This is a genomic window from Enterobacter cloacae complex sp. 394F7 (assembly GCF_057320385.1).
Genome location: NZ_JBXWCS010000004.1, coordinates 280,200 through 296,413, shown reverse-complemented (window position 1 = coordinate 296,413; position 16,214 = coordinate 280,200). Strand labels below are relative to the sequence as shown.

Sequence of the window (16,214 nt, the reverse complement as noted above, 5' to 3'; positions counted from 1 at the left end):
AGTAACCGATGACAACCCAGTATGGATTTTTTATTGACTCCAGCCGTTGCACCGGGTGCAAAACCTGCGAGCTGGCCTGCAAGGATTACAAAGACCTGACCCCGGACGTCAGCTTCCGCCGGATCTACGAATACGCGGGCGGCGACTGGCAGGAGGATAACGGCGTCTGGCATCAGAACGTCTTTGCCTATTACCTGTCGATTGCCTGTAACCACTGTGAAGATCCGGCCTGCACCAAAGTGTGCCCGAGCGGGGCAATGCACAAGCGTGACGACGGGTTTGTGGTAGTGAATGAAGATGTCTGCATCGGCTGCCGCTACTGCCATATGGCCTGTCCGTACGGTGCGCCGCAGTACAACGCTGCCAAAGGCCACATGACCAAGTGCGACGGCTGCCACGACCGCGTCGCAGAGGGCAAAAAGCCGATTTGCGTGGAGTCCTGTCCGCTGCGCGCGCTGGACTTCGGCCCGATTGACGAGTTGCGTAAAAAACACGGCCAGCTTGCGGCCGTCGCGCCACTGCCGTCCGCGCACTTCACCAAGCCAAGCATTGTGATTAAACCTAACGCCAACAGCCGCCCGACGGGAGATACCACCGGCTATCTGGCAAACCCGAAGGAGGTGTGAGATGGGAAGTGGATGGCATGAATGGCCGCTGGTGATCTTCACCGTTTTTGGGCAGTGCGTGGCCGGGGCGTTGCTCGTCAGCGGTCTGGCATGGATGAGAGAGAGTGACGAGGCGGTCAAAGCCCGCATCGTGCGCAGCATGTTCTTTTTATGGCTGGTCATGGGCGTTGGCTTTATCGCATCGGTGATGCACCTGGGCTCCCCGCTCAGGGCGTTTAACTCCCTGAACCGTGTTGGCGCGTCGGCGCTCAGCAACGAGATCGCGGCAGGCTCGGTCTTCTTTGCCGTCGGTGGCTTCTGGTGGCTGGTGTCGGTTATCGGTAAAATGCCGCCCGCGTTGGGTAAAGTATGGATGGTGGTGAGCCAGATCCTGGGGATTGTGTTTGTCTGGGCCATGACCCGCGTGTATCAGATCGATACGGTTCCGACCTGGTACACCGGCTACACCACGCTGGCCTTTTTCCTGACGATGGCGCTGGGCGGCCCGCTGTTTGCCGCCCTGCTGCTTCGCGCTGCTGGCACCGCCTTCAGAGGCACGTGTGCCGCATCGGTGAGCGTACTGGCGCTGCTGCTGAGCGTGGCGGTGATTGTGCTGCAGAGTAACGAACTGGCGACGCTACACAGCTCCGTACAACAGGCCAGCGCCCTGCTGCCGGACTATGGCGCATGGCAAGTTGGCCGTATCATACTGGTCGCCGCCGGATTAGGCTGCTGGCTGTGCCCGCTCATCCGGCGCCAGGAGCCGAAAACCCTTGCGCTCTTTGCAGGCCTGGCGCTGGTTGTCGTGGGTGAACTGATTGGCCGCGGTCTGTTCTATGGTCTGCACATGACGGTAGGTATGGCAATTGCCGGTTAACACAGGCGCGCGGGTTCGCCCGCGCGAGCAAGGAAGGTTGTAATGATAGATGTCTCACAGCGTGAAGCGTTCGCGTTCAGCGCCCGGGTACTGGGCGCATTGTTTTATTATTCACCCGACAGCGAGCACGTTGCGCCGCTGGTCAACGCCCTGACCGCTGGCGACTGGGTTACGGACTGGCCGCTGCCGCAGGCGGCGCTGCAGCCCATCGCCGACACCTTTACGGTACCTGCCGATGAGCCCGTCACCGACGCCTGGCAACGGCTGTTTATTGGCCCCTATGCGCTGCCCGCACCGCCGTGGGGTTCCGTATGGCTGGATCGTGAATCCGTGCTGTTTGGGGATTCAACCCTCGCACTGCGTCAGTGGATGCGGGAAAACCAGATTGCCTTTGAGATGCAGCAGAACGAACCGGAAGATCATTTTGGTACGTTGCTGCTGCTGGCCGCGTGGCTCACTGAGAACGGACGCGAGACGGAACGCGACCAGCTTCTGGCGTGGCACCTGCTGCCGTGGAGCACCCGTTTTCTCTCCGTGTTTGTTGAAAACGCCGGGCACCCGTTCTATACCGCACTGGGAAAACTCGCGCAGCTGACGCTTGCGGACTGGCAATCTACCTTACTGATCCCGGTCGCAGAAAAACCGCTCTACCGTTAACCGCGCTGGCTTGCTCACGGATGCTGAGCAAGCCAGGCTCGCCAGCCACCGAATCGCGTAATCTCCTGTGCTCCCTCTAATCCAGCCTCCTCGCAGATAAACCCGGTCAGCCAGCGCCCGTCCTGGAGTTCGATTTTCCCCAGGCCCAGCGGTGCAGGGATCCCGGCCAGAAACGATCCCACTTCGCTGTGCGGTAGCGCCCACACCTCAACGGCTATTGCGGAACCCTGTTCTGTTGCCCGCACCATGCCTGGCCGTTTGCCGTCTGCCAGGGCAAAGAGCCGATAATGCGGGGCGCTGGTGGTGGCTTCTACATACGTCGCCCCGCGCTGGCGCAGTTGATGATTCAACGCCAGCCCGTCCAGGTGCGCCCCGCACACCACCAGGTGCAGGCGATCATCGGTGGCGGTTGAAGCGGGTGCGTCCTCTTGTATCTCGCGCTCTCCGGGCAGAGGTAATTTTTGGTGACGTTGTAACGCATCGGCCAGACTGAGCAGATACTGGTCGGTAAACGCGCGGCCAAACAGCGTTATGCCGGAAGGCAAGCCGTTGGCCATAAACCCTGCCGGGACCGCCACGGCAGCGTAATCAAGCAGGTTCATAAAGTTGGTGTAAAGCCCAAGCTCAGAGTTGCGTTTGACCGGTTCCTCCGCCAGCTCGGCCAGACTCACCGGGCGCGGATAAGTGGGAGTTAACACGCATTCAAGCCCCGCCAGTATGGCATCGCACTCGCTTTTATAGGCCTGAAGCTGGTACTGCGCTTCAAACGCCGCTACCGCACTCATGGCAGGCGCTTTTTGCAGCACATTGCGGATCACCGGCAGCACCGCGTCCGGCTGTTGCTCAATCAACGCGCCCGCCACGTGGTAGCGCTCGGCCACCCACGGGCCGTCATAGAGCAGTTTTGCTGCCGCCAGGAACGGCGAAAAGTCGATGGTCACCGGCACGCCGCCAAGGGCGATCAGCCTCTCCTTTGCGGTGTGATACAGCGCCTCGCTCTCTGCGCAGCCGAGAAACTCCAGCGTGTCCGGCACGCCAAAGCGAAAACCGGCTGCCGGTACGCCAAATGCCTGCGCTCCGTTCCAGGACGGGTTAGCACGGCTGTAGTCATCGTGCGCGTCTTTCGTCGCCGTCAGCGCCAGCAGTTGGCTGGCCTCCGCTGCCGTGCTGGTGAAGAACGTTACGCAGTCCAGCGTGCGGCAGGCGGGCACCACGCCCGCTGTCGAGATCAGCCCTTTGGTCGCCTTCAGCCCGACCAGATTATTGAGAGAGGCCGGAACGCGCCCGCTCCCGGCGGTATCGGTGCCCAGAGCAAAGCTCGCCAGCCCCAGCGCCACAGCCAGCGACGAGCCCGCGCTTGAGCCACCGGACGGATACTCCGGATGCACACTGTTGCGACACGCACCAAATGGTGAGCGCGTGCCGTTTAAGCCGGTCGCGAACTGGTCGAGATTGGTTTTCCCCAGCGGGACCGCCCCCAGCGCGATCAGCTGCGACACTATCGTCGCATCCTGCTCTGCCCGGTACGCAAAGGCCGGACAGGCGGCGGTGGTCTCAATACCCGCCAGATCGATATTGTCTTTAATGGCAAACGGCACGCCATAGAGCGGCAACGACGCCGGATCCACGCCGTCCAGCGCGGCCAGATACGGCTCCAGCTCGTCGGGCGTGAGAAGATAAATAAAGGCGTTAAATTCCGGGTTCAGCGCCAGCGCGCGCTCGCGCAGGGCGAGAAGCACCGCGCGCGGATTAAGCTGACCGGAACGGTATGCCTGCGTCAGAACATCAAGGCGTAAATCAAAAAGGTGCTTCATGCTGTTTTCTCCAGGACCACCACACACTGACCCGCGCGCACCGATGAACCCGGCTGCACGCGCACCTGGCTGACCACCCCGTCCTGGGTTGCGACCAGCGGGATCTCCATCTTCATGGACTCCAGCACCACCAGCACATCGCCTTCGCGCACGGTGTTGCCGACTTCAACGTTCACCTGCCACAGGTTGCCCGACACCGGGCTGTCAATCCCGGCCTGTCCGGGTGCCAGCGGCGCGTCTTCGCCATCCGTTACCAGCACCTCGCTGCTGTCAAAATGGGCCTGACCGTTGGCGGCCCAGCGCTCACGCTCGGCGTCAAACGCGGCCTGCTGATGCGCGCGGAATGCCTCAATCTCCGGCGCCTCGTCGGCCAGGAATTGCTGATACTCCGCCAGCTTCAGCGTGGTGTGTTCGATGCGCAGCGGATAACGCCCCAGCGGGAAATCCCGGCGGATGGTGAGCAACTCTTCGGCAGAGACCGGATAAAAGCGGATCTGGTCGAAGAAGCGCAGTAGCCAGGGCTTGCCGTCAAAATCCTCCACGGCGTGATAGCGATTCCACATCTGTAGCGTGCGTCCGACAAACTGATACCCGCCCGGCCCCTCCATGCCGTAGACGCAAAGGTAGGCCCCGCCAATACCCACCGAGTTTTCCGCCGTCCAGGTGCGTGCCGGGTTGTATTTGGTGGTCACCAGACGATGACGCGGATCGAGCGGTGTAGCGACCGGCGCGCCCAGGTAGACATCTCCCAGCCCCATCACCAGATAGCGGGCGTCGAACACCGTTTTATAGACCTCGTCGATATTCGCCAGATCGTTGATACGACGGATAAACTCCAGGTTGCTCGGACACCATGGCGCATCCCGGCGCACGGTGGTCATGTATTTGTCGATGGCCTTCTGGCACGCCGGATCGTCCCAGGAGAGCGGCAGCCAGACCACGCGCGACGGCACGTCCAGCGACGCCTGCCCGCATACGTCCTGCCACAGCCCGGCCACCGTCTCCAGCAGCGCTTCCAGACTCAGCGTTTCCGGCTGATAGTGAATCTGCAGGGAGCGGATCCCAGGCGTGAGGTCGATAATCCCCGTCAGGGCGCGCGTTTCCAGCGCCTGCATCAGCGCGTGGGCGCGAAAACGCAACACCAGATCCAGTTCGGGGTCGCCTATCTCCAGCAGCAGATGGGTATCACCGGATAACCTCGCCACCAGCCGTTTATCGTCCTCCCCCACCTCCAGCACCACCGGCGAGCTCAGCCCGACAGGTTGCCACGGCATGACCTGCGGCGTCAGGCTGACGATTTGCGCTGCCTGCCCCTGCGCCAGCCGTCGGGCGGTGGAAACGTCCACCGGCATAAAGCGCACTTTATCGCCCGCTTTCAGCTGGCCAACCGCGTGTAAATCCGCCTCAATGACGGTGACCGGGCAGACAAATCCCCCCAGGCTTGGGCCGTCGGGGCCGAGGATCACCGGCATATCGCCGGTGAAATCCACCGCGCCAATGGCGTACGGGTTATCGTGGATGTTCGACGGGTGCAGCCCCGCTTCGCCGCCGCTGTCGCGTACCCATTCCGGTTTCGGGCCGATCAGACGCACGCCCGTGCGGCTGGAGTTAAAATGTACCTCCCACTCGGTGGCAAAAAAGGTCGCCATATAGCCCGGCGTAAAATACTCCGGCGCACCATGCGGACCGTAAATCACCCGCAGCTCACGCACCCCATCCAGGCTGGTGCGCAAGGCCTGCGGCAGCTCGCCGTCCGCGACAGGTTCGGTCAATGGGGACAGATGCAGCACGTCACCTGTGCGCAGTGCTCGTCCGGCGTGACCGCCAAACTGCCCGAGGGTAAAGGTGCTTTTGCTGCCCAGATAATCCGGCACCTCAAACCCGCCGCGCAGGCAGAGATAGCTGCGCACGCCGTCCCCCTGAATCTCACCCATACGCAGCGTGCTTCCCGCCCGGACGCGGAAAACGCGGTTGTTTGCCAGCGGCTCGCCGTCCAGCGTCAGCGCGATGGCTGCGCCGGTCACCGCCAGCTGCGCGTCGCAGTTGAATTTCAGCGTCGGGCCGCTGAGGGTGATCTCCAGCGCGGCGGCCCCCTCCTCATTGCCCAGCAGACGGTTGCCGAGACGCAGCGCCAGGCTGTCCATCGGCCCGGAGGGCGGCACCCCGACGGCCCAGTAGCCCGTGCGCCCCGGATAATCCTGCACCGTGGTTTGCGTCCCGGCGCTGAGCACCTCCAGCGTGAAGGCCTGATACTCCAGCGTCTCTAAACAGCGGGTCCACGGCTCGCCACGGGCGAACGGCGGGAAGGTTAAAATCTGCTGCAAATAGCTGCGGTTGGTTTCCACGCCGTAGAGACGCGTCTCTCCCAGCGCGGTGTGCAGGACGCGGATCGCCGCCTCGCGCGTAGGCTGCCAGGCGATGATTTTTGCCAGCATCGGGTCAAAAAACGGCGGTACGTCGCAGCCGGACTCCACCCAGCTGTCGATGCGCAATGTGCGACGGTCGTTTTCCGGGAACACCACTTCGGTGAGTAGCCCTGGCGACGGCTGGAACTGACGGCCCGGATCTTCGGCGTAGACCCGCGCCTGAATGGCGTGTCCTTGTGGTTGCAGGCTGGCGCGCAGCTCCGCCAGCGGCGGCAGCGTTCCGGCCGCCAGGTCAATCATCCAGCGAACCAGGTCAACACCCCACACCTGCTCGGTGACGCCGTGCTCTACCTGCAGACGGGTGTTCACTTCAAGGAAGTAAAAGCGGGCCGCGTCGCTGTCGTAGACAAACTCCACGGTACCCGCGCTGCGGTATTTGACCGCCTGGCCGAGTTTTATCGCCGCCTCGCACAGCGCGGCCTCCATGCCGTCCGGCAGGTTAGGCGCGGGCGTCTCTTCCAGCACCTTCTGGTTACGCCGCTGTACCGAGCAGTCGCGCACGCCGAGGGCAATCACCTCGCCTTTGCCGTCACCAAACAGCTGGACTTCCAGGTGACGCGCCCGCTCAATGTATTTTTCGATAAACACGCCCGCGTCGCTAAAGTTATTCTTGCCCAGGCGCACCACGGCATCGAAGGCGTCGCGCAGCTCTTCCGCGTGGTAACAGACGCGCATGCCGATCCCGCCCCCGCCCGCGGTGCTTTTCAGCATTACCGGGTAGCCCACTTCCGCCGCAGCGTGAACGGCCTCATCGACGTTAGCCAGCAGTCCGGTGCCTTCGAGCATCGGCACGCCGTGCGCTTTCGCCAGCGCGCGGGCGGTATGTTTCAGGCCAAACAGGCGCAGCTGCTCAGGCGTGGGGCCGACAAACGCAATGCCTGCGGCTTCGCAGGCTTCGGCAAATGCGGCGTTTTCCGACAGAAAACCGTAGCCCGGATGAATGGCCTGCGCACCGCTGGCTCTGGCGGCCGCGATGATCTTTTCGCTCACCAGATAGGTGTTCGCCGCCGGGCCCTCGCCCAGGCTCAGCGCCTCATCCGCTTCCCGGATATGCAGGCTGCTGAGATCGGCTTCGGAGTAGACTGCCACGCCGCGGATGTTCATGGCGCTCAGGGTGCGCAGAATGCGGCAGGCAATCGCCCCGCGGTTTGCAATCAGGAGTGTCGTCAACATAGGTCAGACTCAATCGTGGCGGGTCGTCCCGCCGAAAATCGGCTCACCCATGGTCGTCCATGGGGAAAAAGCGGTTACGGCAGAATGCGTCCGGCGCGGACTGCAAACAGGCGATAAATGGCCTGGCGCAGGCGCTGCCAGCGAGTGGGTGTCAGTTCCATACCAGTACCTCCGCTGGCGTCGGGTTCCAGCCGTTGCACGGGTTGTTAAGCTGCGGACAGTTGGAGATCAGCACGATGACGTTGCACTCGGCGCGCAGCTCGACATATTTCCCCGGCGCGGAGATACCGTCCTCAAAGGTCAGCCCGCCCTGCGGAGTCACCGGCACGTTCATGAAGAAGTTAATATTGGCGGCAATATCGCGCTTTTGCAGGCGGCCATCGTGCAGGCAGGCGCAGAGGAAGTTATCCCGGCAGTTGTGCATATGGCGTTTATCGAGAGCATAGCGCACGGTGTTGCTCTCCTGCGCGCAGGCGCCGCCGAGGGTATCGTGACGCCCGCAGGTATCTGCCACGATGGTCAGCAGCGGGTTACCGAGGTTGGAGTACAGCACGCTGCCGTGGGTGAGATAAGCGTTGTTCTGGCGGCGCAGCGTGCGCTGTGCGTCGTAGCGCTCACGCGGGTTGTCCGCATTGTAAAACAGCGTGTCCACCGCCTGGTTGCCCTCCAGGTCGAGCAGGCGTAGCGTCTGGCCTTTCTTCACTTCAAACAGATACGGTTCCCCCGCCGGGATAACGTGGCGGAAGCTGGCGTGCTGGGGATGTTTTTCGCTGGCAACGGTCATACACGGCTCCTTACAGGGCGAAAAGTTGAGTGTTAGTGATGGCGCGTTCGTTTTCCGGGCGCGTCAGGAGGGCGTTAATCGCCCCCTCTTCATCCTCCGCCTGCCGCCAGCTCAGTTGTACCGGGCGCGGGGCGTACTCCCGGGAGGGATCCATCGGGTGCGGTAGCGCGGTCATGACAATCAGCGTGTCCATCGGCGCGAACAGCTCAACGTAGCTGCCCGGCTGCGAATGTTCGCTGTGGAAGCGGAACTGGCCGTTGTCCTCCACGGTGACCTTGCTGAAGAAATTGACCACCATCAGCAGATCTTCCAGGTTGAGATCCCACTTGCCCATCTCCACCAGCAGGTTGTCCGTACCGTTACGGTAGAAACCGTTGCGCAGCTCCTGATAACGCCCCTGACCGTATTTTTCCGCCACTTCGGCGGCATTCAGCACGCCGCCAAACGGGTCGTGCCAGCCGCAGGTGTCGGCGGTAATGCCCGCCAGCACGCGGCCCATGTCGGAGTAAAAGCAGTGTCCGGCGGTCAGGCGCGCGGTGTGCTGGCCTTTCAGCGTGTCGGGCAGGTTCAGCCGCTCGCTTTTCTCGTGCGGGTTGAGCATCAGCAGGCTGACGTTGGCACCGCCTTCCGCATCTGTCATGCGCAGGATCTGCCCGCGCTTGAGGACAAACGAGAGGTGTCCCCCGCCGGGAAGCGTCTCTTCACGTAAAATCGTCATGGTATTCACTGTTACCCCCTTAAGGCATAAACGTTGTCGGGCGTGGTTCCGCTCAGGGCGGAGAGCCGCGTCTCGTTGAGCGGAATGTCGTAGGTGATGCGCGCGCCGTAGGCATTCGGTGCCTGCGGGTCGAGGCGCACTTTGTCGAACACCAGCAGCCGGGTGCCGAGGTTGAAGCCTTCAGACAGATCGTGGGTGACCATAAAGACGGTCATGCGGGTTTCGCCCCACAGCTGCAGCAACAGGGCGTGCATGTCTTTTCTAATCCCCGGATCCAGCGCGCCAAACGGCTCATCGAGCAGCAGCACGCGCGGCTGCATGATGAATGCCTGAGCAATGGCCAGGCGCTGCTGCATGCCGCCGGAGAGCTGGGCGGGATATTTATCCAGCGCGTGCCCGAGGCCGACTTTTTCCAGCATCTCCGCCGACCGCTCACGCACGGCGCGTTTTTTGGCCCCAAACAGCCGCCCGAACAGCGGCGATTGCGGCAGTTCAAGACCAATGGCGACGTTATCCAGCACGCTGAGGTGCGGGAAAACGGAGTAGCGCTGAAACACCACGCCGCGGCTGCTGTCCGGCTCGGCGCGCAGCGGTTTGCCATCGAGGGTGATCACTCCCCGGCTGGGTGCTTCCTGACCAAGCAGCAGGCGCAGGAAGGTGGATTTTCCGCAGCCGGACGCCCCCACCATTGAGCAGAACTCGCCCTCTTTCACCTGCAGGTTCAGGCGTTCCAGCACCACATGGTCGCCGTACTCCTGCCAGATATTGTTGATGTTGATAAAGCTCATGCCTTCCCTCCTTCCGCCCAGGGAAAACAGGTTTTATGCAGCTGACGCAGAGCGAGATCCATCAGCCACGCCAGCAGGGTGATCCACAGGACGTACGGGATAATCACATCCATCGCCATGTAGCGCCGTACGAGGAAAATGCGGTATCCCAGCCCTGCGGTAGAGGAGATAGCCTCCGCCGAGATAAGAAACAGCCATGCCGACCCGAGCAGCAGGCGCAGCGAAGTCAGCAGCCTGGAGAGCAGTTGCGGAAGCGCCACGCGCAGCACCAGCGTCCAGCTACTGGCCCCCAGCGTCTGGGCTTTGATGAGGATCTCCGGTGGGATTTCACAGGCGCGGTGCTCCAGATCGCGCGCCAGCATCGGGGTGATGCCGATGACAATCAGCATCACCTTCGACAGCTCATCCAGCCCGAAAACGATAAACAGCACCGGGAGTATTGCCAGCGGCGGGATCATCGACAGCACCGTCATCAGCGGCGAGAGCGATGCACGCCACAGCGGAAACACGCCCGAGGTAACGCCAATGCACAGGCCGATCAGTGAGGCGATCGCCAGCCCCGCCAGCAGACGCGCGAGGCTCACCAGGGTATCGATCCAGAACAGGTATTCACCGCTGCGTTTATCCGGGGTCAACGCCATCCGGGATAGCGCGTCCAGCATTTGTTGCAGGCCGGGCAGCAGCTTGTCCTGCGGGTTGGCCTCCAGTCTCACCGCCGAGCCAAAAAAGTAGGCGGCCAGCAGCAGGACAAAAGGCAGCATCACGAGCATCAGCCGCATGCCGGGAGTGGGATGGCGATTAATTTGTCGCATGGAGACTCCGTCCGTTATCACAGCGTGCCGGCAGCGGCCATTTTCACGAAGCTGTCGTCAAAGCGCAGTTTCACGTTGCTGGCATCGCCCACCGTGACATTGCCCGGGAAGCGCATACCGATAAAATCGGCGCTCTGCGCGCCCTCGCCCAGCAGCCCTTTGTCGAACGAGAACGACGCCACGCGCTGCATGGTTTTCGCCAGATCCGGCGACGTGACAAACGCCATGTTGTCCTGCGGGGTATAGAACAGATGGGTGGTTTTGAGCTGCGACTGATACCCGGCGAGATCGGTCCCGGAGGCGGCGGCCATCGCATTCAGCGCGCCGGCATCCTGCGCTTTCATCAGCCCCATCATCTCGTACCAGGCGCCAGTGAGCGCTTTGCCCAACGCCGGGTTGTCTTTCAGGGTCCCGGTGTTGACCACCATCATGTCGATAAGCTCACCCGGTACCTGCGAGGAGCTGAACACTTCGGTGGTGTTTGGCGTGCCTTTGATGACGGAGAGTTGCGGGTTCCACGCCACCGCAGCCTGAACGCTGGCGGTCCCGAACGCAGAGACAATATCTGCGTCCGAGGTATTCACCACGGTGACGTCTTTCTCCGCCAGCCCGGCTTTTTCCAGACCGCGCACCAGCAGATAGTGGGACACGGAGAGCTCAGGCAGGTAAACCTTCATCCCTTTCAGATCTTTCAGGGTTTTGCCCTTACCTTTCATCACTACTCCGTCGTTGCCTTCCGAGTAGCTACCGAGGATCAGCGCTGTGGTGTCCACCCCGCCCGCGGCCGGTATGGTCAGCGCATCCATATTGGTCATGGTGCAGCCGTCAAACTGCCCTGCGGTATACTGGTTGATGGATTCGATATAGTCGTTGAGCTGCACGACATTGATTTTGATGCCGTATTTGCTGGCCCATTTATCGATGATTTTGCTACTGCTGATGGTGCCCCAGGGCATCCACCCGGCGTAGATGGTCCAGCAGACGTTGAACTCTTTTTTCACAGCAGCGAACGTGGGGAGACTGACCAGCATTGCCAGCGACAGTACAAGGGAGCGGAGTAATGGCGTTTTTTTCATGCTTGACCTCTGAGTGGCACAAAATTAGGGGGGCAGCGCGACACCGTCTGGTGCTGCTGTCTCCCGGGCTTTTGTCCCGCCGTGTAACCTCTCAGAGGTCGCCAGCTCTTGGACCAGCCATTCACCGTGGTGAACCGGAACCCTAGCCAGCTATTGTTCAAATTGTGGTGTGCTGCCCTTTCACGGTTGATTAAGCAAGGGGTGTGCCAGGATGGTTTTGCTTTGTTTTTTAGTAGGTTGTGGATTGCTGCGGGTTGGGTTTCACTGTTTTGGGGAGCGGGTTTGGGGGGTGTGCACTGCGGTGGGGCGTTTTGGGGCGGCGATTTGAATTGCCGGATAAATTAATGCATTAATAATATTTCTGCGTGGACGAAGGAAAAACGATGGAGATGGACGACTGGTGGTTTGGCTGGAAGGGTTTCACTCCCGAACGCCCCTGTCCTGGCAAAGTTGTGTTGATGGTTGGCGCGGGGATCTCCATTGATTCCCCTTCGCGACTCCCGGGAGGATACGAACTCACGGAAGCCCTGCTTGACCACTTGCTTGACAGCAACGCGGCTGACGAAATTAAAACGGTATTTGGTCAATGTGAGCAGTGGATGGGGCGAAGCCTGCCACGTCTGGAGCATGTTCTAGATAAAGCGTTTGAACCTTCAACCATTGAAGGCGTCGAGCGTAGCGGTGCCGCCCGGGAACTGCTACGTATCTTTTCCCAACGTCCCCCAAATGCGAATCATCATCTGATTGCCGATTACCTGATTAAGCACCGTGGCTGGTGTATCACCACAAATTTTGATGACTGTATCGAGCAGGCTGGTTGTCATCAGATCCCTGTGCATGTGATTGACCCCGCAACCAAAACTCTGGACATCCTGCACCGGGAGTACGGTGAAGACTGGGGTATCATCAAAGTGCACGGCACAATAGAACACGGCTGTTCAGGACTTGGCGCAACACTTGCCGACCTGGAGCACGGGCTACCCGAAGCCTTCAAAAAAATTCTCGAACAGGTAACAAATCAGGCCGATTTAATGGTTGTCGCAGGCTACAGTGGTACCGACCATTTCGACATTAATCACTGGATCCGCGATCGCTGGAATGGGAAGCGCTCGACGCGATTAGTCTGGATTGACCACCGCCCCAGCGTTGAAGAAGAGTTCTGGCGACTCAAAGAACATGAAAATCGCGAGCCGAGAGTCTACTGGCAAGGCGCTTTCGGCGGTATGAAGATTCAGCACGGACCCACGTTAGCATTACTGTCATCCCTGCTGGGGATCCCTCGTAAAACGGTTAAAGATACCGAAGAGAATGGCGACTGGTGGCGTACGGCCCTGGCAGAGTATTACTCCCCTACCAAGAAAGAAAAGCACCTTACCGGCACTCGTCTGGCCAGCTCTATCGGTCTTGGCCAACTAGCCGAGGAACAGCTCCGTTATTTGAAACGCCAACTGGAAGACGACGATATGTTGGTGCCTTTCGAAGCAGAGATTTACTACTCCCGTGGGTTTATTGCCGGGGCGTTATGGTTACAAAACTATCTAAAATCATCGCACGAAAAAAACAGAAAAGTGAACGGCACCGCCCTGATCCGTGCTGAAGGAAAACCTGTAAAAGCGCTTCTGTTTTATCTTGCGCGGTGGTTAAAAAGCTCACGCAGACTCTCACTTGATGAGCAAATAGACGCGTTTGCCTGCCTGCTTGATATCCACGAGCGGAGGCAACAATGGCGACTCTGGCAAAGTAAACCGCTTCGACGTCTGGGCGAAAAGGGATGTAGCGTATTCCGTCGGTATTTCATGAAGCTTGAGAACAATAAATTGCCGCTCTATCTGCATGGAAGGATGCAAATGCAGTCCATTCGCCTGGGCACGCTGTTTTACGATGAAGAGGCTTTTTCCTTTAACCATGTCTGGAATTTACTCTACCACGAGAATAGTCCGCCGAGTTTTTTTACCCCGTACGGCCCTGCAATCCCAGGTTTTTATCTGATTGAACGCAGCACTGCGCGTGAAGAAGATCGCATTGCCGACCTGGTGCTGGCGAATATTAATTACGTCAATACCCTCCTTTCCGCTCTGCGGCGTCGTTGGCCTAAGGGCAGCGAAAGTGTATTTAAGGAAAGACAGCGAAGAGATGGATATGTTGATTCAGGAGACTATGCGGTGACGTATATCGTGCAGCTGTTAAACGACAGCTCGCAGATGGTTAGTGCTTTGAATGCACCGCATTTACACATCCTGATTGCCAGAGCCTGGATCAGGGCGGACAGTATTTTAGGCGGTATCGAATACTGGAAACAGCAGCGGCTTTATCTCGGCAGTCCGCGTTCGCTAACGACATAAAGAGGTCGTCTAAATTTGAGGCTGTCATTATGCCTGTTGCTTCGCCGTGATATTTGTTTTTGCGGTAAAGCATGTTGATGGTGGCCTGCCCCGTTTCCTCAACCACGATCGCGCAGTGTAACCAATAACATGCATCGGAAACGATGCTAAATCGGCGAAACATGTCTAAGTGCTTAAGGGAAATACCTTCATCCGGTAGAAAACAGGGCTGATGATCAGGGCGTTAATGATATCCACCGCAAGATTTGCAAGGCGTTTCGGAAAACGGTGGTTTGCTTCAGAATCACAGAAACCGTTCATACTGGCTGGAATGCGCCACAGTTCATCAGTATGATTGCGGGCAGCATCGCCAGTTAAGATTTGCTGAGAGGACAATATGGATGTTACTGAAGAGGCTTTGTTGAGCGCTGGCTTTACGCGATCTGACTTGCAGAAGATTAAGAATAACATTGAAAGCTATGGTGGAACATTAGGGGGAGCGATTCAGGATCTGGCTAATCGATTCAGGGTTGTTTTATGGATAACATCATCTTGCCTGATGGTTTTTATCCTTCTTATGTTGTTTGCTGCGAAAGAAACCGTTGTGGGTGGTGGAATATCAATACTCATCGCTATCATCATCGTTGTATTTATTCAGCCGCCAGTCCTGTCTTACAAATCCTGGCGGTTCTGGAGAAAACATAAAGGTTAACACTCTGCGTCCTAGACGACTCATCGTATCCACCTTGTTCCTTTTCTACGACCTGTTTTATCTCCTCGACAAATTTGATACGCGTCAGGCCAACATTCAAATAAAATGCTGACAACCGATTTGCTGTTTCGACCAGCTTTCGGGCTTCCAGATTCACAATCGTATCTGAACATGTTCTGTTCCAGCCCCTATTAAGCAGAGCAATATCCATAATGCATCCATTTCCATAAATGTCTGATTATTTTACGAGCAGGATGGTCATGGGCAACGGTAAACGCCTTGTCAGATTCTGATTTTACCCGAGTGAATCTGGGTAGAGGTTGAAGCCACATGCACTCAATGTCGGTTTTATCATGCTTGATGGTAAATCTCCGAACGGAGGACGGTCTATACCTCGACGAGGAGCTTGTCCGCTTTGTGCCAAAAGCGGAAGTAGCTAACAGTGCTTAGTGTTGAACAACGGGAAGCTGGTCAACTCTTATTACTAACTGATCGTTGTATCTAATGCTGGGGGCAGGTCAGGCCGGATCGTGCAAGCGGCCTAACAAATTTCGTTGAGAACAATTATTGATGTTGTTAGTTATTCTCCTACCGAAATTATTCTTCCAATTTCATTAACTATTGCCTCCTTGCATTGCATGAGTTCTTGCCGATAAAAGGTTTCATGTTTATGGAAACGTGGCGCTGGAACTAATAATGAGATAGAAAAACGACCAAAAAGTGTGTCCAGCGCTACCGCTATCGTGCAGACACCCTCCAGAGTTTCACCCAGATCTATAGCCAGCCCTTTGGCACGAACATCAGCGATCAGCTCCAGAAGCTGTGGAAGAGTTTTAACTGTCATTCCGGTGAGATCTTCATAGGCTTCGCCTACCAGTATGCGGACATCTTCATCACTTTCCATAGCCAGTAACACACGTCCGCCGGAAGTGCTGTAGAGCGGCAAATTAAGTCCAATACGAGGTACAACACGTAATTCCCGTGTTGCTACGACGTAGTGGATGATTGCCAGCTGTGTACCGCTGGCACGTGCCAGGGTCACTGTTTCATTAATATTGGCCGAAAGTTGCTCTAGGAAGGGACGTACAAGATCCACGACATCGCTGTGCACACTGGAAATAAGTTTGAGTAGTGCAGGTCCCAGACGCAGGCCACCGGCCCCGCTGCTACGCACAAGTTGAGCGCTATCTAAAGCCGCGACAATACGCTGCACCGTTGAACGAGGGAGAGCAACCTCCTGCGCAATTTCTCCCAGACTCATGCCGCCAGGGTGTTTTCCCAGCACATTCAAAATTGCAGCTGCGCGGGCGATAACCTGAATCCCGCCGGTTTTTTCATCCTCAAAGCTTGAGACATTTACGGCCATATAGAGCTCCTTATTGTCCGGTCACGGACAGCCTGTTACCTCAGTTCATGTATTAATTATCACATTGCAATGGACGCTATCGCAA

Annotated in this window: 13 protein-coding genes, 1 pseudogene and 1 riboswitch; of the genes and pseudogenes, 5 read left to right on the top strand and 9 right to left on the bottom strand. The window is 58.4% G+C overall.

The window, feature by feature from the left end; genetic code table 11:
- The first annotated feature begins 8 nt into the window (after positions 1 to 8).
- From dmsB to dmsD, 3 genes are read left to right on the top strand one after another with little or no spacing between them, the layout of a single operon-like run.
- Positions 9 to 626, top strand: a complete 618-nt coding sequence (gene dmsB / locus AC2FAK_RS08400; protein WP_029882994.1) for a dimethylsulfoxide reductase iron-sulfur subunit DmsB — start codon at positions 9 to 11, stop codon at positions 624 to 626.
- 1 nt (position 627) lies between these two features.
- Positions 628 to 1,482 (top strand): dimethyl sulfoxide reductase anchor subunit family protein, encoded by an 855-nt coding sequence (locus AC2FAK_RS08395; RefSeq protein WP_013096799.1) that lies wholly within the window; start codon positions 628 to 630, stop codon positions 1,480 to 1,482.
- Positions 1,483 to 1,524: 42 nt separating this feature from the next.
- A complete protein-coding gene (dmsD, locus tag AC2FAK_RS08390; protein ID WP_058682371.1) occupies positions 1,525 to 2,139 on the top strand; it encodes a Tat proofreading chaperone DmsD in 615 nt (204 codons plus the stop codon).
- 14 nt (positions 2,140 to 2,153) lie between these two features.
- Here the strand turns inward: dmsD and atzF are convergent, their stop codons facing one another.
- The 7 genes from atzF to AC2FAK_RS08355 all read right to left on the bottom strand — a co-directional run bounded on the left by atzF (position 2,154) and on the right by AC2FAK_RS08355 (position 11,730).
- Positions 2,154 to 3,953 carry an allophanate hydrolase gene (atzF, locus tag AC2FAK_RS08385; RefSeq protein WP_095454769.1) on the bottom strand — a complete coding sequence of 600 codons (1,800 nt, stop codon included), beginning with the start codon at positions 3,951 to 3,953 and terminating at the stop codon, positions 2,154 to 2,156.
- A complete protein-coding gene (gene uca / locus AC2FAK_RS08380) occupies positions 3,950 to 7,552 on the bottom strand; it encodes an urea carboxylase (RefSeq protein ID WP_095454770.1) in 3,603 nt (1,200 codons plus the stop codon). Before uca ends, atzF begins: the two co-directional genes overlap by 4 nt.
- Positions 7,553 to 7,703: 151 nt before the next feature.
- On the bottom strand, positions 7,704 to 8,336 hold the full coding sequence (locus AC2FAK_RS08375; RefSeq protein ID WP_095454771.1) for an urea amidolyase associated protein UAAP2: 633 nt from the start codon (positions 8,334 to 8,336) through the stop codon (positions 7,704 to 7,706).
- A 10-nt stretch (positions 8,337 to 8,346) separates the two neighbouring features.
- On the bottom strand, positions 8,347 to 9,054 hold the full coding sequence (locus tag AC2FAK_RS08370) for an urea amidolyase associated protein UAAP1 (RefSeq protein ID WP_095454853.1): 708 nt from the start codon (positions 9,052 to 9,054) through the stop codon (positions 8,347 to 8,349).
- 11 nt (positions 9,055 to 9,065) lie between these two features.
- Positions 9,066 to 9,842, bottom strand: a complete 777-nt coding sequence (locus AC2FAK_RS08365; protein ID WP_095454772.1) for an ABC transporter ATP-binding protein — start codon at positions 9,840 to 9,842, stop codon at positions 9,066 to 9,068.
- Positions 9,839 to 10,654: an ABC transporter permease gene (locus AC2FAK_RS08360; protein ID WP_095454773.1), complete on the bottom strand. Its 816-nt coding sequence runs from the start codon at positions 10,652 to 10,654 to the stop codon at positions 9,839 to 9,841. The genes AC2FAK_RS08365 and AC2FAK_RS08360 overlap by 4 nt, the downstream gene beginning before the upstream one ends.
- Positions 10,655 to 10,671: 17 nt before the next feature.
- Positions 10,672 to 11,730 carry a putative urea ABC transporter substrate-binding protein gene (locus AC2FAK_RS08355; protein ID WP_061772588.1) on the bottom strand — a complete coding sequence of 353 codons (1,059 nt, stop codon included), beginning with the start codon at positions 11,728 to 11,730 and terminating at the stop codon, positions 10,672 to 10,674.
- Positions 11,731 to 11,788: 58 nt separating this feature from the next.
- Positions 11,789 to 11,887: riboswitch (guanidine-I (ykkC/yxkD leader) on the bottom strand.
- A gap of 226 nt (positions 11,888 to 12,113) precedes the next feature.
- Between AC2FAK_RS08355 and AC2FAK_RS08350 the strand changes: the two genes are divergently transcribed.
- Both AC2FAK_RS08350 and AC2FAK_RS08345 read left to right on the top strand, forming a co-directional pair.
- Positions 12,114 to 14,072 (top strand): SIR2 family protein, encoded by a 1,959-nt coding sequence (locus AC2FAK_RS08350; RefSeq protein WP_095454774.1) that lies wholly within the window; start codon positions 12,114 to 12,116, stop codon positions 14,070 to 14,072.
- Between the two features lie 376 nt (positions 14,073 to 14,448).
- A complete protein-coding gene (locus AC2FAK_RS08345; RefSeq protein ID WP_050859626.1) occupies positions 14,449 to 14,763 on the top strand; it encodes a hypothetical protein in 315 nt (104 codons plus the stop codon).
- Positions 14,764 to 14,800: 37 nt separating this feature from the next.
- Here the strand turns inward: AC2FAK_RS08345 and AC2FAK_RS08340 are convergent.
- Both AC2FAK_RS08340 and AC2FAK_RS08335 read right to left on the bottom strand, forming a co-directional pair.
- Positions 14,801 to 14,974: pseudogene (locus AC2FAK_RS08340) on the bottom strand (DUF4225 domain-containing protein); the annotation flags it as partial.
- A 369-nt stretch (positions 14,975 to 15,343) separates the two neighbouring features.
- Positions 15,344 to 16,129, bottom strand: a complete 786-nt coding sequence (locus tag AC2FAK_RS08335) for an IclR family transcriptional regulator (protein ID WP_020688229.1) — start codon at positions 16,127 to 16,129, stop codon at positions 15,344 to 15,346.
- Positions 16,130 to 16,214 lie beyond the last annotated feature (85 nt).

What these genes read in the sequence shown, in the direction of transcription:
- dmsB (WP_029882994.1), top strand. Translation starts at nt 9, where the DNA reads ATGACAACCCAGTATGGATTTTTTATTGACTCCAGCCGTTGCACCGGG.
- uca (WP_095454770.1), bottom strand. Translation starts at nt 7,552, where the DNA reads ATGTTGACGACACTCCTGATTGCAAACCGCGGGGCGATTGCCTGCCGC.
- AC2FAK_RS08345 (WP_050859626.1), top strand. Translation starts at nt 14,449, where the DNA reads ATGGATGTTACTGAAGAGGCTTTGTTGAGCGCTGGCTTTACGCGATCT.
- AC2FAK_RS08375 (WP_095454771.1), bottom strand. Translation starts at nt 8,336, where the DNA reads ATGACCGTTGCCAGCGAAAAACATCCCCAGCACGCCAGCTTCCGCCAC.
- AC2FAK_RS08365 (WP_095454772.1), bottom strand. Translation starts at nt 9,842, where the DNA reads ATGAGCTTTATCAACATCAACAATATCTGGCAGGAGTACGGCGACCAT.
- AC2FAK_RS08370 (WP_095454853.1), bottom strand. Translation starts at nt 9,054, where the DNA reads ATGACGATTTTACGTGAAGAGACGCTTCCCGGCGGGGGACACCTCTCG.
- AC2FAK_RS08355 (WP_061772588.1), bottom strand. Translation starts at nt 11,730, where the DNA reads ATGAAAAAAACGCCATTACTCCGCTCCCTTGTACTGTCGCTGGCAATG.
- AC2FAK_RS08335 (WP_020688229.1), bottom strand. Translation starts at nt 16,129, where the DNA reads ATGGCCGTAAATGTCTCAAGCTTTGAGGATGAAAAAACCGGCGGGATT.
- AC2FAK_RS08360 (WP_095454773.1), bottom strand. Translation starts at nt 10,654, where the DNA reads ATGCGACAAATTAATCGCCATCCCACTCCCGGCATGCGGCTGATGCTC.
- AC2FAK_RS08395 (WP_013096799.1), top strand. Translation starts at nt 628, where the DNA reads ATGGGAAGTGGATGGCATGAATGGCCGCTGGTGATCTTCACCGTTTTT.
- dmsD (WP_058682371.1), top strand. Translation starts at nt 1,525, where the DNA reads ATGATAGATGTCTCACAGCGTGAAGCGTTCGCGTTCAGCGCCCGGGTA.
- AC2FAK_RS08350 (WP_095454774.1), top strand. Translation starts at nt 12,114, where the DNA reads ATGGAGATGGACGACTGGTGGTTTGGCTGGAAGGGTTTCACTCCCGAA.
- atzF (WP_095454769.1), bottom strand. Translation starts at nt 3,953, where the DNA reads ATGAAGCACCTTTTTGATTTACGCCTTGATGTTCTGACGCAGGCATAC.